Here is a 14659-nt window from a genome sequence, read left to right as displayed (position 1 = left end):
AGAATTAATAATAGCGTATTTTGGTTGCATACATTTAGGGTAAAAACAATTGTTTTTACCCTTTTTTAATTGGTCTTAAATTTAAAAATAGGATGATTAAATAGTAACCATTTAAATCGTAAGCCAACTTCGGTATAAGTAAATCCTGCAGCAGTTGCAGATGCGATGTTACTTCGTGTTCCAAAAAGGTTTGCTAAACATCTATTAGAAAATTTGTAACCTAATTTTCCTTGAATTCTATATGTGCTTTGACTTTTATTATTGCCTATAAACTGTAAACCAGTTGCTGCAGTTAAATCGTAAAACCAAGTTTTTGGTTTTGTAATATATTCATCTTTATTAAGGTTAATAAAAACTTCGGTAGCATTAAATTGTTCTGGAGAAAAATATATGGTCGGAACTTGATTTTTAAATGTAATATATTGGTAATTTAATCCTGCTTTTAAGTTAGGTTTAGCTAGTAAATTATAGTACAAAGAAGTAAATAATAAATGCCTTGTGTTGTTGTCACTTTGGCTAGTATAAAAATATTGAGTAAACCATCCTAAATTAAAATTGGTGTTTAAACTATAGTTAAGATAATAGTTGTTTTGGATGATTTTTCGGTTAAGTAATTCTGCATTAAAATTTTGTAAATCTCTCTTATAACCAATTTTTAATTGTTGTAATTTAAAAGGTTTAATATCTAAAGAAACATCCGATAAAAATTCAGAATAATTTACGGTAGAAGCATTTGCATTAGTAAGTCCTGCAATTGCATTTGCTACAATTGTGTTGGTTAAATTATAGGACACGCCTAAAGTAAAATCGTTAGATGTAGCATTAAAATTAGTGATTGAATTGTCGGTGCGACGATAGGTGTAATTAGTGTTTAATTTTAGTTTTGTGCTTAAAGGAAAATTAATAATATTACTTAAACTAATTGCTTTGTTATCTCCGTTGTCAAAAGAATAAGAAGATTTTGCTTCATAGTAAGGCGTAAAATTAGTTTCGATAGTAGTTTTAAAATTTAATGCATCTTTCTGGTTGTTATAATATTTTAATGTTTGATCTGCATAATAATAAGCTTGATCAATTTGGTTTAGCGCTTTTAATGTATTGGCTTTGCCTAAATTACCATCAAAAGAAGTGCTATCGTTTTTTAAAATTGAATTGTAATCTTTTAAACTGTTTTTAAAGTCACTTTTATAAATATTTAATGTAGCATCTAATGCCAAAACCCAATTTTTATTTGGGTTTGATGCTTTAAGTGAAGTTATTAAGCGATTAGCTTCTTTATACTTTTTATTCCAAATTAAGGCTTGTATGTAACGCTCGGTAGTTTGATTACTTATAATTTGATGTGTTGTATCGGTTAAGCTTTGATAGGCAGTTTTACTAATGTTTAAAGCTAGTTTTTCTTTTCCTTTTAAGTGGTTTACTAATGCTAATCCGTTTAAGGCTTCTAAAGTATGTTTTGTATTATTTTTTAATTGATTGTAGGTAGCTTCTGCTTTTTCTAAATTATTAAGTATTAAATACAGATTAGCTAAATTTAATAAAGTGTCTTTATCGTTATCAAAAAGTTCCAGGTTTTTAAGTAATAAACTTTCGGCTTTTTTATAAGATTGATTTTGTTGATTTTGATACGCATAACCTAAATAGATGTATTTTTTAGACGTCAGCGCGTTGGGATTATTTACTTCGACTTCTAACGCTTTGTTTACATAGGTTATGGCTTGTTCGTATTCTTTTAAATTAGATAACGTATTTGCATAACTTAAAAGCGCAGGAAAACTATTTGGTTGTTCTTTAATTAGATTAGAAAAATAGGATTTTGCAGATGCGAAATTTTTATTCCATAGCAAAGCTTCGCCATAATTCAATTTTATTTCAAAATCGTTAGTATAATCTTTAGTTAATTGGGTGAAAATATCTAGCGCTTCTTCTGGTTTTCCGTTAAGTCCTATTGCTCTTCCATAACATAGTTTTGCTGTTTTATTGTTAGGAAATTGGTTTAAAATGTCTTTAAAAAATATTTCGGCTTTATTGTATTTACCAGTTTCTAAATAGGTAAAACCTTCTTGCATGTTTTGAGCAAATAGCAAGCTAGAAAACAATATAAAGGGAATAATGAAGTATAGTTTTAATCTCATAATTTTCATCTAAATAACTAGTTACAAGTTAAGTATAAAATGCGCTTCATTCATCTACAGTAAATGGCAATCCGTCGAAATCTAAAGGAGTTACATAGACTTACTTTAGATATTTGTGATATACAATAATCAAAACTAACAATTTAAATCTATTATTATGGCATTAACTATCACAAGACAAGAAAATACGTTTAAAGTAGAAGGACAATTAAACACTGCAACTGTAAGTAATTTTAAAACTCATCTTGTGTTAATGCTTAATTGCTTAAGTCAAATTACTATAGATATAGATAAGGTTTCTAAAATAGATACAAGCGGATTAGACGCAATTAAAACACTTTATAATAATGCAAAAGCATGGAATAAACATTTTGCTATTGTAGGCGAAGGTTGTAAAGATATTTATGAAGAGTTAAGATTAACTTCTGTTTAATTATAGTCTAACTATTAAATCTATTTGTTATGCAAGTCACTACCAATTTTAAATTAAAATCTATAGCTCCAGAACAGTTATTTATGTTAAGTGTATTGATTGTTAATGGTGGTAACTATTTGTATAATTTATTATTAGGTAGATTATTAGGTCCATCTCAATTTGCAGATGCAGCAGTTTTAATCACCTTTTTATTAGTCTTGTCTTTTGTAGCAATGACTTTTCAATTAGCGACTGCAAAATTTTCTGTGGTATTGCAATCTAATGTGTTGCAAAATTTTTTTTCTAAAGTCTACAAATACGCAACCATTATTGGAATAAGCTTTGGATTGTTAATCATCGTATTTGCAAAACAATTGCAGTTACTATTTAATACGTCTACTTCTAGTATGTTTACCATTTTTGGTATTGGTGTACCAATATATTTTTTGATGAGTGTAAATAGAGGTTTTTATCAAGGTAAAAAAGACTATAAATCTTTGTCTGTTACTTACCAATTAGAAATGTTAAGTAGACTTTTAATTACTTTAGGATTAATATTTGTGTTAAACATTCAATCTTCTGTAGTTATAGCGATAGGTATTTTATTATCCTTTGGATTTGGATTAGTGCCTTTTAAAAGTAAATATTTCACCTTTAAAAAAGTTGAAATTTTAGATCAAAAACTTTCTAAACAAGTCATTAGGTTTTTTGTAATAACTGCATTTTATGAGTTAACACAAATTATTATTAATAATAGTGATATACTTTTAGTAAAGCATTATTTTGATTCTTACCAAGCAGGACTTTATGCGTCTTTAGCATTAATAGGTCGCATAGTTTACTTTATAGCATGGATGTTTGTAATGTTATTGTTGCCAGAAGTTGTACAGTTAAAAAAAGATGGTAAATCTACTGCGCCAATATTATTTAAATACATTATGTATATAGCTATAATTGCTAGTGTAATAATAATAGCTTGTGCATTGTTTCCTAAACTAGCAATACTAATGCTTTTTGGTGATAGCTATTTAGCAATTGCGCCTTTATTATGGAAATACGCTTTAGCTACAGGCTTATTTGCAATCTCAAACATTTTTGCATATTACTACTTATCCTTAGATAAATATATACCAGTAATACTATCTGCAATATTTGGTATTTTACAAGTTGTGCTAATTGTAATTTATCATTCTAATTTACAAGAAGTTGTATACATGCAAATTATTACAATGGTTTTGTTGTTAATAGTTCAAGTCACATTTTTTTTTACAGATCAAGAAATTAAAGACAAGTATCAAAAGCAAAATCTATAGATAATTACCATTGGTCTACAGATAAGTGTATCCTATCTTAATCTAATGAAAATAAAGTAATTAAATCTTCAAATTTGTAGTGTAAACAATTAATAACTAAAATTAATTAATTATGAAACTAGCAATCGTAACCGCATATCCGCCAAGTAAAGTGACGTTAAATGAATATGCCTATCATCTGGTTAAACATTTTAGACAAAAAGAATCTATTACAGAAATTGTTTTACTTACAGATAAAACAGAAGGACAAAAAGATATAGATTTCGAAGAACAAGGATGTAAAGTTTCGGTGATGGAATGCTGGCAATTTAATAGTTATAAAAATGTGTTTACAGTGTCTAATGCACTAACACAATCTAAACCAGATGCTGTTTTATTTAATCTTCAATTTATGAAGTTTGGCGACAAAAAAATACCTGCAGCATTAGGCTTAATGTTACCATTAATTTGCAAACTTAAAGCGATTCCAAACATTGTTTTATTACACAATATTTTAGAAGAAGTAGACCTTGCAAAAGCTGGATTTACAACTAATAAATGGTTGCAAAAAGCTTATAATTTTATAGGATCGACGCTAACTAGATTAATACTTCAAGCAGATCATGTAGCAGTAACTATGCATAAATATGTAGATGTTTTAGAAGCAAAATATAAAGCAAAAAACATTATTCAAATACCACATGGTACTTTTGAAGTTACTAAAACTCACCCCAATTTTGATCTACCAGAAGGATCATTACAAATTATGACCTTTGGTAAGTTTGGTACCTATAAAAAAGTAGAACCAATGATCGAAGCTGTGCAACTGGTAAGAGAAAAAACAGGATTAGATCTAGAAGTTGTTATTGCAGGAACTGACAATCCTAACGTACCAGGATATTTAGAACAAGTAAAAAAAGCATACCAACATGTACCTCAAGTTAGGTTTACTGGTTATGTAGAAGAAAAAGACGTCCCAAAAATATTTAATGAAAGCGCAGTTGTTGTTTTTCCTTATACATCTACAACAGGAAGTTCTGGTGTGTTGCATCAAGCTGGAAGTTATGGCAAAGCAGTAGTTATGCCAGATTTAGGTGATCTTGCGTTGTTGGTACAAGATGAAGGTTATAAAGGCGAATTTTTTAATCCAACATCTGTAAACAGTTTAGCAAATGCTATTGAAGCTATCGTAACAAACCCAAATTATCGTATAGCTTTAGGACTAGCAAATTATAAAGCAGCAACAGCTTTTCCTATGCAAAAGGTTACAGATATGTATCTATCTGTATTTAATAATATAATGTGTAAATGTAATGCCCAAAAGCCAATAATTATCGAACCTACTACTGCGAAGTAATATGATTAAATGATAGCTTTTTTGCCCCATTTTTGTTAATAAATCCAAAGTGCTTTTGGGCATTTTTTCGCCAAGGAAGTTTACCTACAACTTCCTTTGGTATTTTTTTAAAATCATAAAGCGTCCAAGACATGTATTGTAAATTATTTTTTGCAATAATGTCTTGGGCTTTTTTGTGATAATTGGCTTGATCTTTCTCGTTATTTCCAAACGGATTCCAAAATCCGCTGTACGAAGACATTCCAAATTCTTGTAAAACAATAGGTTTTTCGGTTCCTTTTTTAAGCAGGTTTATTTTAGTGTCTAATTCAGAAAGATTTTCATAATAATGAAACGAAATAAAATCTACTTTATCCTCTAATAACAACGCTGTGTTTGTATTAGACCAGCCAATTGTAACGGGATGATTATTATCTGCAGATTTTACAATGTCTATCATATTAGTAAGCCAAGCGGTAACGTTTTGTTTTCCTCGACTTTCAAAATCTAAATTAGGTTCGTTTTTAATATCCCAAGCCAACAATGCTTTGTGGTCTTTAATTTTGTTTACAATACTTAACGCATGTTTTTGGTTTAAAGACCAGTTGATAATGCTGTAATCACCATAAAAATCAAAAAGCGTTACAATAACTTTTAATTGTTGTTGTTCGGCTTGATCTAAGGTTTCTTTTAGCTTTTTTAATTTTTCAGGGTTTACATGTTCTTTTCCAAAATCTTCATAAGGAACAAATATTCTAACCGCATTTAATCCTGTGCTTTTTATTAGTTTAAAATCTTTAGCAATAGTGTCTTTAGAAAATAATTCGCCATACATATCCCAAGCAGAATTTTGCGGATAATAATTTATTCCTTTTATATTTAAACTATCTGTATTTATTGTAACAGAAGAATTTTTAAAGGCTTCAGAATTTACTTTTTGTTTATGTCTAATACGCCAAAAACCATCTTCTAAAAGCATTATAAATTTATAGGACGTTACTTCTTTGGTTTTTGTTATTAGCGTGTTTGATTTGTAAACGTGTTTATATTCGATAACATTGTTATCTGTAATTACAGCAAGTTGTCCATCTTCACTAAAAAATTCTAATGTTGGATTGTGATTTAAGGTTGTAGCGTCTATGTAAATATTGTGTTTTGTATTGTAGGCTATAAAATCATAAATGTTTAATCGTGCATTTTTTGTGTAATAATCTTCAATACCTGTTGTTTTATTGGTTTTATAAGCCAGATGTTGCACAAACCAAGCATCTAAATAATCTTTTTCTAAAGATTTTAAATTTTCTTGATCTATTGGTCTGCCTAAGTTGTTTAAAGGATTCCAATTTAGTTGTGGCGTATAATTTGTGGTTTGCTTAATCTCAGTATGAAGCATATTGCTTCTATCTGCGCCAGTATTTAAATAACTAAATATTGCACTTATTCCTGCGATAATTAAAGCTACAACCATAATATATGATAAAATTAGTACGGTACGCATGATATGTTTATTTAAACCTACCATAGTTTTTTATTTTTGAAAGTGTAGGTTTTACCTGCAGCCTTAATTGTAAAATTATAATTGCTAGATTTATAAATTGCAGGATTTAACTCAAAACTTACAGTACCATTAAACGTGTTTTTTACTAGTTGATCTATGTTGTTATTGTTGTTATATATAGTTAGTGTTACTTGTAAACCATCAGGTATTTTTTGATCCATAAAACTTGTGATTGGTCCAACAGTAATTGTTCTATTTTGATTAGAAAATGTAACATCAAAATCGGTTACCGCTTGTAAGTATTTTAAAGTTATAGAATTGCTTTGTGCTATTCCTTCAATAAATGCTTGTATTTGCCAGTTTTGTTCGTGATCAGGACTAATCATTTTAGCACTTGCAATACCATTTATTGTAGTTCCAGAAGTATGTAAACTATTGTTGTTTTCATCTTTAATAAAAAATGAAACGTAAGTACCATCACTTACTATATTATTGTTTTTGTCTTTAATTATTGACGTGTAAAATGTAGTGATTTGATTTCCATCTGCATAAGGATGAGGTCTTTTTACTTCGATAGTAAAATTTGTAGGTATTGCAGCAGTAACATCTACTGTAAATTCTTTAGAATACGTGTGATCGCAATATGAAGAAATTAGCATACGACCACTTTCTTTTTCCGAATAAAAATTTTTGAAAGCAATTAAATTATTCGTCTTTATACTATCTGTTGTTATTGTCGTTAAAAATTGCTTTTTAGTTGTAACAGTTTTACCGTTAGATGCAGGATTGTCTAAGCTGTCTGTAGGTATTACGACTAACATACTGTAGTCTGTTTGACCAGCTTCTATACTTGGCGGACCAAGATAACTCTCTAAAGTTTTTGTATTAGATTGTGGTGTGATCTTAAACGATCCAGAAACATCTTTTGAAGTATTTATTATCTTCCAGTATAAAATTCCGCTTTTGTTGCACATCAATTTAGGTATGCTATAGTTTAAAGTAGAATTTTTTAAACTAGGCGTTATTACTGTGCTACCATAACTATTGCTACAGTAAAGTAATGGTTGCGCGTTATTGTTGGACTTAAATTTTAATACAATATCTTGCCCAGCGATATAGGATTTTTCTACTAGAACAATGTCTATATCTCCTTTTTTACTAAAGATTTTAACTTTAGTAAAAGCAAAGCAAATTACAACTATTACAAGTAGACTATATAGGCGTGTTTTCTGCATTAATTTGGGCTACCAACATAAGTATTGGTTTCAATTTTTATAAATTTAAAGTTAGTATTATTTACTTTTTGAAAGTGCGTTGTTGTGTGATTTTTTATTCTGTTAGGTACAATTTTTTTAGCAATAGATGCATTAGGCAATCCATTTACAAAAATATTATCCATTGATTGGTTAATTATAGTGTAATTAAAATGGTCTAATAAAGGATAATTAAAGTGTTGTTGTCTTTGCTGTCTTATACCTTCTTTTATAAAATGATGATCAACCCAAACAAGCTCTTTGTTAGCATTGTAATAAGAAATTAATAATTGCGGAATCGTAATTTCTTGTATGCCACTATTAAAAATATTTCCGCTAATGTTAGTATTATCTACAGTAATTTGACTAACCACAGCGTTTTTAAATAAATCATTTCCGCTAACATTACCAGCAACTTGAAGGTTAAACTTGGTAGGTTGTTCTTCAAATTCGATAGGCGTAAATTGATCAGGATTAAAGGTGTTTGGAATAGAATCTTTTGTTTTTGTCCAGGCTATACCTTCAAAATTAATTCTAAAACTTGACGTTTCTTTAGGTAATAATTTATGTTTTACAAGATACTTAGCGTTGTAAGTGGCTAGCATTTTGTTTGCATCGTTATACAATGTACCTTTTAAAGTAACATCTGCTGGAATATTGTCTATATTTTGGATTTCGCCAACAATAGCATAGCTGCCATTAGCTTTAATTAATTTGGCGGTTAAGACTTCTAAAACAGGTTGTTTTAAAATGTCTTCATGGTGAGTTTGTTCTGTAGTAATTCGTCTTCTTCCTTGATTAAAATATTGTGTTGTCGCGCTTGTGTAAAGTTGATCTGGCGGTAAATCGTTATTTAAATCTTCAGGTTGTAAATACCATTTTCCTTTCAATTTAATTAAAGATTTATATTCGGTTTTATTAATTTTTTCTAATGGTGTTATCCATTTTGTATTTACAATTGCAGTAGCAATACTATCGTTGTTATTAGTAATAGACGTAGAAATTGCATCTAGTTTTGCATAACTACTTAATAAGCCATCTGTAACAGAAATTTCTAACATGTATTGGGCAATATCTATATTGCTTTTTGGATTAATTAAGCTGTGAGCATCTTCAAAAGCTTTAAAATCTAAAGCATCGTAATACGCAAGGATTACATTTTCTGGACTTCGATGTTTATCATTTTTCAAATAAAAAACATACAAACTATAACAGGTTATTATTGCCAGAATAATGGACCAAATATGTGTAATAGTTAATAGTGGTTTGTTAAATGAGGTGTAATTTACCTCAAACTTTAAAAAGTCTGGAATAGGCTTAAATCTTGTTTTAAGCATATTAACCCAAAGCATTTGTATATTCAAGAAAAATGCTATTAAAACAGTAATAAAAGGGACAATTCCCCAATGTATTTTTAACCATTTTGCAACGTCTTGTTTTGGTAAAATAGAAGACATTGGCGGTATGTTTAACCGTTCCCAAACCATAATGCCATTTTCTAGTTGTCTTAAGCGTTGCCAACCACAAAAAAACAGGATAGGATCGTAAAACTTATCGTTGGAGAAAATATATTTAAGATTGTATTTTTCTGGAGTTGTTAAAAATTGTTGTAAAGAGCCAATACCAGCAACGCCTTTAAATTTAGAATTTTCTAATCGTTCTATTGGTCGTGTTGTGAGTTCTGGTAATCGTCTAGCTGAATGGTAATTACCATCTACCGTTAAAGCATTAGTTTGTGCGCTTAACCAAGCCATTTGATCGCCAAAACCAAGAGTTAAAAATCGCCATTTATCATGGTCGTCTTGATTTAAAAAATTAACTATTGGCAACATTTTTATTTTTTGAGGCTGTGATGGTCTAAAATAACCAAGACTCATCGTGAATATCGTCATAAACACAAATAACCCAGCTAGAATTCCGCCAATAATTCTATGATAAACAGCACCAAATTTAGATTGGATTAAAGTTTTTAAATCACCTTGAACAAACCTGTAAGCAAATTCACCTAATAAAGGTAAAGACATAATAGATGCCCAAAGTGTAAAACGGTCTAGTGTAAGAATATTAAAAGCAGTTTCGCCTAAAATTTTTCTAGGAATAAAGGTTGTGCCACCAGTTCCTAAAATAGTTAACAAAGTGATGGATAGACCAAAAAACAAATAGCGTTTACTATAAAATCTATAGAAGATATAAGGAAAAAGAATGAGTAAAATTCCCCAAGGAATAAAGAAGAACACCAAACCGGAAGATGTGACTTCTAAAAAATTATCTCTAGATCCATGTGGTATTGGTACTTGAGTAATAGGATTAGTTTTAGAGTTTAACCAATAGGGTAGAATACAACCAACTATTAATACTAAGGACGCTATTCCAAAAACAATAATTCGTTTAAAAAGCTTGAAAAAACTGTTTAAAAATACCTTGAATGTAACTTTTTTATAAGAACCAGTTTGCCCTTTAGACACATCCATTATTACCATTCCTATTAAAGGAAAAATAAAGAAGATCATTCCAAAAATTGGTGTTACATGATGCGAAGTAACGGTTACCGCAATTAAGGATAACGCTGTTGCTAAGTACCATTTTTTACCAGTTTTAAGCCATAAATATATTTCTGGTAAAGCGTGCATCAGTACAGATATACCAACAATACTTGGTAGTTGACCAAAAATATGTAAGGTTTCTAAAAAAGAAGACGAGAATACAGCCAACACAGTCGCATAACCAGCAACTGTTTTGTTAGAAGTAATTAATAGCGAAAAACGATAAACACCAGTAACAAATAAAATAATAGCAATTAAAGCTACAGTAAAAAGTCCAAATTTTAAACCGCCAATTAAAGAAAGTAATGCAATAGATTGGTGTACAAGTGGCGGATAACTTTGTACTGTAAAACCTGTGTACCATTTATAGTTCCAGGGTTCAAACCAACTATTGGCATAATGATCTGCAAAAAACAAATGTATTAACGCATCATAAGTAGTTTCTAGTGTAAAAAAAATAGCACTACCATGAAAAGCTAACGCCAAAAGTAAAGCAGAAATTAAATATTTATTAGAAGTTTCTTTCATTTAAATGTCTATGTTGTAAAGATATACATTTTATAAACGCCTAGTTTTATTGTCTATCTACAGTAATCTACCATTCGTCGACACAAAAGGTCAAGTCAAGACCAACTACAATTTCATCATAGCAATCTGCTGTAATTTTGAAACACAAACCTTTAAAACCTCATGTTATGAAAGTATTAGCAATAGACGATCAACAATTAGTATTACTACCGTTACAAAAACGATTAATACAATTAGGTTATGATGTTAACATTTTAACAGATGCTAATAAGGCAAAAGATAGTATTAAAAATTTTAAACCAGATTTAGTAATTGTAGATATAAATATGCCTACAGTTTCTGGGTTAGAAATTATAAAATTTATAAGAGAAAACTATCAAAATAACATGTCTATTATGGTGCTTTCTGGAGATACAAAAGATGCTACCATTACACAAGCTTTTGAGTTAGGTATAGATGATTACATGAAAAAACCATTAAGTCTAAACGAAATTTGTGCTCGTGTAAAGCGATTAATCGGCGCGCCAAAACAAGTTAAAACAGAATTACCTAATGTAATAATACAAGAAAGATGTGTTGGAGTTGTAATCCCTTGTTACAATGAAGAAGAACGCTTACTAAGTAAAGAATTTTTAAGTTTTGTTGAAGAAAACTCTGGCTATCATCTGTGTTTTGTAAACGATGGAAGTAAAGATAATACACTTCAAGTATTAAAAGCACTACAAAAAGGTAGGGAAGATTTTATAACAGTTTACGATTGTGATAAAAACGGTGGTAAAGCCGAAGCTGTTAGACTTGGTATGCTACATATGGCAAAAAAAGAAGATTTAGATTTTATAGGTTTTCTAGATGCAGATTTATCAACAGATTTAAAAGACTTTGATCAGTTAGTAAAAACTATAGAACAATCAGACTTTAAGATTGTAAGCGGATCAAGAATTTCTAGAATGGGCGCAAATATCACTAAAGAGTCTGCTAGAAAAATAATTAGCTTAACCATAAACTACATTATAAGAAAAATCTTAAAAATGGATTTTAAAGACACGCAATGTGGCGCAAAAATCTTTAGAAAGGATGTTATCAACATCGCCTTTAAAGACAAATTTGTAACACAATGGATTTTTGATGTCGAAATTTTTAAAAGAATGAGTTTGCATTTTGGATTAAAACAAGCAAAAGCAATGCTATGTGAACAACCATTAAGACGTTGGATACATGCAGATGGATCTAAATTATCAATGAAAGATTCTGTTAAAATCGTAATGCAATTAGCACAAATAGCATGGGTTTATAGACCTAAAAAAAAGACTTTAACAACAGCTAATACAATAGACTTAAAAATAGTTTAATATTAAAAAGAAAAAGAATGAAGATTGGCATTATTATTATTTTTCATAACAATGAAAATGAAATAGATACCAAATATTTTATCGAGAAGATTAACCAAGCTCCAGGATTAAAAATATGCTTTGTTAATAACGATAGTAGAGACTATACTTACAACAGATTAAAAATGGTTAAAGAAGCATGTGATAATGTGTCTTTAGTAAACATAAAAAAATCAAAGTCAGATATCTCTGCAGTTAGAGCAGGAGCACGATATATGAACAATAATTTTAATTTAGATTTCTTAGGGTATGTATCTATAAATCTTTTAAATACAAATTACCATGGTATAAAAGGATTAATAAAAACAATAACGCAAAATCAACAAGAAATATTAAATTTTAATTCGGAAAACGATTTAAAAAAACCAGTAAAACAAACATTATTTCAAAGCCTATTTTCATTAATAGATTATCTTAAATCTATAGAAGTAAAAGATAGCTTTATTAAAATACAAAGCATAAGTAGGTTATAATAACTAAGATAGTATATTTGCGCAATAATAATTATCGAAAATCATGAGCGTATTACAAATGCTTAAAGATCGAAGTAATGATACTTGCGAGCTTTGTTCATCAAAAACTAATTTAAGTCAATATACAATTCCGCCATCACTTAATGAAAGCGTAGATACTTGCGTTTTAATTTGTGATACATGTAAGTCTCAAATTAATGCAGATGTACCAATGGATCCAAACCATTGGCGTTGTTTAAACGATAGCATGTGGAGCGAGCATGTTGCGGTACAAATTATGGCTTGGCGCATGTTACAACGTTTACGTGCCGAAGGTTGGCCAAAAGACCTGTTAGATATGATGTATTTAGATGAAGACGCTTTGGCTTTAGCACGCGCAACAGGAGAAGATAAAGACGAAAGTGAAAAAATTATACATCGTGATGTTAATGGTGTTATCCTTGAAAACGGAGATAACGTTGTTTTAATAAAAGACCTAAAAGTAAAAGGATCTAGCATGGTTGCTAAACAAGGAACAGCAGTTAGAAACATACGTGTAGATCATGAAAATGCTAATTATATTGAAGGTAAAGTTGGCGGACAACAAATAGTGATTATCACAGAATATGTAAAAAAGAATTAAAATTTTTAATATGAAAAAAGCCCGATTTTCTAATTGAAAAATCGGGCTTTTTTTTACAATAATTTTTGCTGACTTTTATAAAATGCATCTGCTTGTAACTGCATAAGTTCCCTAGCTTTTTTGCGTTTAAATTGATATAATTCGTCTTCTTCAGACAAGTCTCTATATACTTTATCGTTAATTGTAAAATCGGTTTGTAAAGCTAGTTTACGTTCTTCAACACGTTGTTGTACTACTATTTTTACAGCAGTTTCTTGATCTTCTAATTTAAAATCATATTCACTTTTAGGTGAAATTAATTTTGCGAAAATTGGCGCAGTTTCAATAGCTAAAAACAACAAGAATATAAAAAACGAAGGTAACCAAGGTAATTTGTTTAAAGCATTAATACGAGCCATTAAACCATCAAAACCATCAATTATAGGTTGTGTATTATTAACTTGTGTTTGATAGTTGTTTTGAAGTTGTTGTAATTGGATTTCAATAGCTTCAATTTTTGTTTTGTTCTCTGTTTTTAGTTGTTGTAATTGGGCTAATGCAGCATCGTGTTTGTCTCGCTTTTCCTTGTAAACTGGACCTTTACCCAGTTTTTTTGTTCCTGCAGTACCTTCGGCTTCGCTAATGTAAGTGTCGTAAAGTGCATTGACTTCGGCTTCTTTGGTGTCAATTTCGGACTTTAAATCTTCGATGTTTTGCTTTAGTTCTGTTTCTTTAGGAGAAAATTGAAGCGCAATTTGTTCTTGATTTTCAAGTGTCATTGCATTTTTTTCTTCCAATAAAACCTGATTGATTTCTTTTTCAAAAATCTTCATCTCTAAAGGTTTTGATATAACTATAGCAATAATTAAAGCTAAAATTAGTCTTGGAAGTGCTTGCAAAAATTCATCTAAAAAAGAATCTCTTTTCTTTAGTGTAGACACGATAAAACGATCTAAATTAAAAATAAGTAATCCCCAAATTAGTCCGAAAAATATGGCTGTAAAAAGATTGTCAAAAACAGTATAAAGCGCATAACCAGAAGCGATAAATGCCATTAGCGCTGTAAAAAAAACTGTTGCGCCAATTCCTGCGAATTTGTTTTTTTCGTTTGAAGAGGCATTTTTTAAGATGTTAATATCTGCGCCAGAGCAAATAATAAAAAAGTGTTGTAACATGATGTGATTGTGTTTTGATTGA

11 protein-coding genes are annotated in these 14659 nt (G+C 29.6%); 6 read left to right on the top strand and 5 right to left on the bottom strand.

Annotation, left to right across the window (positions count from 1 at the left end):
- Positions 1-65: 65 nt before the first annotated feature.
- Complete coding sequence (locus IFB02_RS03885) at positions 66-2135, bottom strand: tetratricopeptide repeat protein (RefSeq protein ID WP_106686824.1); 2070 nt, start codon at positions 2133-2135, stop codon at positions 66-68.
- A gap of 157 nt (positions 2136-2292) precedes the next feature.
- Between IFB02_RS03885 and IFB02_RS03880 the strand changes: the two genes are divergently transcribed.
- The 3 genes from IFB02_RS03880 to IFB02_RS03870 all read left to right on the top strand — a co-directional run bounded on the left by IFB02_RS03880 (position 2293) and on the right by IFB02_RS03870 (position 5199).
- Positions 2293-2568, top strand: coding sequence for an STAS domain-containing protein (locus IFB02_RS03880; protein WP_106686825.1), 276 nt, complete (start codon positions 2293-2295; stop codon positions 2566-2568).
- Between the two features lie 29 nt (positions 2569-2597).
- A complete protein-coding gene (locus tag IFB02_RS03875) occupies positions 2598-3863 on the top strand; it encodes an oligosaccharide flippase family protein (protein WP_106686826.1) in 1266 nt (421 codons plus the stop codon).
- Between the two features lie 112 nt (positions 3864-3975).
- Positions 3976-5199, top strand: a complete 1224-nt coding sequence (locus IFB02_RS03870) for a glycosyltransferase (protein WP_106686827.1) — start codon at positions 3976-3978, stop codon at positions 5197-5199.
- Here the strand turns inward: IFB02_RS03870 and IFB02_RS03865 are convergent.
- The 3 genes from IFB02_RS03865 to IFB02_RS03855 are packed head-to-tail and all read right to left on the bottom strand — an operon-like array spanning position 5186 to position 11000.
- Positions 5186-6700: a glycoside hydrolase family 2 TIM barrel-domain containing protein gene (locus IFB02_RS03865; protein WP_106686828.1), complete on the bottom strand. Its 1515-nt coding sequence runs from the start codon at positions 6698-6700 to the stop codon at positions 5186-5188. The two genes, IFB02_RS03870 and IFB02_RS03865, sit on opposite strands and share 14 nt — an antisense overlap.
- Positions 6694-7911, bottom strand: a complete 1218-nt coding sequence (locus IFB02_RS03860) for a hypothetical protein (RefSeq protein WP_106686829.1) — start codon at positions 7909-7911, stop codon at positions 6694-6696. The genes IFB02_RS03865 and IFB02_RS03860 overlap by 7 nt, the downstream gene beginning before the upstream one ends.
- The gene (locus tag IFB02_RS03855) at positions 7911-11000 is read right to left on the bottom strand and encodes a hypothetical protein (RefSeq protein ID WP_106686830.1); all 3090 of its coding nucleotides are present in this window, start codon (positions 10998-11000) and stop codon (positions 7911-7913) included. The genes IFB02_RS03860 and IFB02_RS03855 overlap by 1 nt, the downstream gene beginning before the upstream one ends.
- 167 nt (positions 11001-11167) lie before the next feature.
- Here IFB02_RS03855 and IFB02_RS03850 point away from each other — a divergent pair, with 167 nt between their 5' ends.
- From IFB02_RS03850 to IFB02_RS03840, 3 genes are read left to right on the top strand one after another with little or no spacing between them, the layout of a single operon-like run.
- Positions 11168-12349, top strand: coding sequence for a response regulator (locus IFB02_RS03850; RefSeq protein ID WP_106686831.1), 1182 nt, complete (start codon positions 11168-11170; stop codon positions 12347-12349).
- 17 nt (positions 12350-12366) lie between these two features.
- The gene (locus IFB02_RS03845) at positions 12367-12861 is read left to right on the top strand and encodes a family 2 glycosyl transferase (protein ID WP_106686832.1); all 495 of its coding nucleotides are present in this window, start codon (positions 12367-12369) and stop codon (positions 12859-12861) included.
- Positions 12862-12904: 43 nt separating this feature from the next.
- Positions 12905-13483 (top strand): PhnA domain-containing protein, encoded by a 579-nt coding sequence (locus IFB02_RS03840; protein WP_106686833.1) that lies wholly within the window; start codon positions 12905-12907, stop codon positions 13481-13483.
- 53 nt (positions 13484-13536) lie between these two features.
- On the opposite strand, the gene IFB02_RS03835 is transcribed toward IFB02_RS03840, so the two are convergent.
- Complete coding sequence (locus IFB02_RS03835) at positions 13537-14637, bottom strand: DUF4407 domain-containing protein (RefSeq protein ID WP_106686834.1); 1101 nt, start codon at positions 14635-14637, stop codon at positions 13537-13539.
- Between the last annotated feature and the right edge of the window lie 22 nt (positions 14638-14659).

Source organism: Mesoflavibacter profundi (assembly GCF_014764305.1).
Lineage (GTDB): Bacteria > Bacteroidota > Bacteroidia > Flavobacteriales > Flavobacteriaceae > Mesoflavibacter > Mesoflavibacter profundi.
Note: the sequence above shows the minus strand (reverse complement) of the source record. Positions and strands in the feature narration are given on the sequence as shown.

Bases quoted from the DNA above. Each gene is read 5' to 3' on its own strand.
- IFB02_RS03855 (WP_106686830.1), bottom strand. From the start codon at position 11,000: ATGAAAGAAACTTCTAATAAATATTTAATTTCTGCTTTACTTTTGGCG.
- IFB02_RS03880 (WP_106686825.1), top strand. From the start codon at position 2,293: ATGGCATTAACTATCACAAGACAAGAAAATACGTTTAAAGTAGAAGGA.
- IFB02_RS03840 (WP_106686833.1), top strand. From the start codon at position 12,905: ATGAGCGTATTACAAATGCTTAAAGATCGAAGTAATGATACTTGCGAG.
- IFB02_RS03865 (WP_106686828.1), bottom strand. From the start codon at position 6,700: ATGGTAGGTTTAAATAAACATATCATGCGTACCGTACTAATTTTATCA.
- IFB02_RS03850 (WP_106686831.1), top strand. From the start codon at position 11,168: ATGAAAGTATTAGCAATAGACGATCAACAATTAGTATTACTACCGTTA.
- IFB02_RS03835 (WP_106686834.1), bottom strand. From the start codon at position 14,637: ATGTTACAACACTTTTTTATTATTTGCTCTGGCGCAGATATTAACATC.
- IFB02_RS03875 (WP_106686826.1), top strand. From the start codon at position 2,598: ATGCAAGTCACTACCAATTTTAAATTAAAATCTATAGCTCCAGAACAG.
- IFB02_RS03860 (WP_106686829.1), bottom strand. From the start codon at position 7,911: ATGCAGAAAACACGCCTATATAGTCTACTTGTAATAGTTGTAATTTGC.
- IFB02_RS03870 (WP_106686827.1), top strand. From the start codon at position 3,976: ATGAAACTAGCAATCGTAACCGCATATCCGCCAAGTAAAGTGACGTTA.
- IFB02_RS03885 (WP_106686824.1), bottom strand. From the start codon at position 2,135: ATGAGATTAAAACTATACTTCATTATTCCCTTTATATTGTTTTCTAGC.
- IFB02_RS03845 (WP_106686832.1), top strand. From the start codon at position 12,367: ATGAAGATTGGCATTATTATTATTTTTCATAACAATGAAAATGAAATA.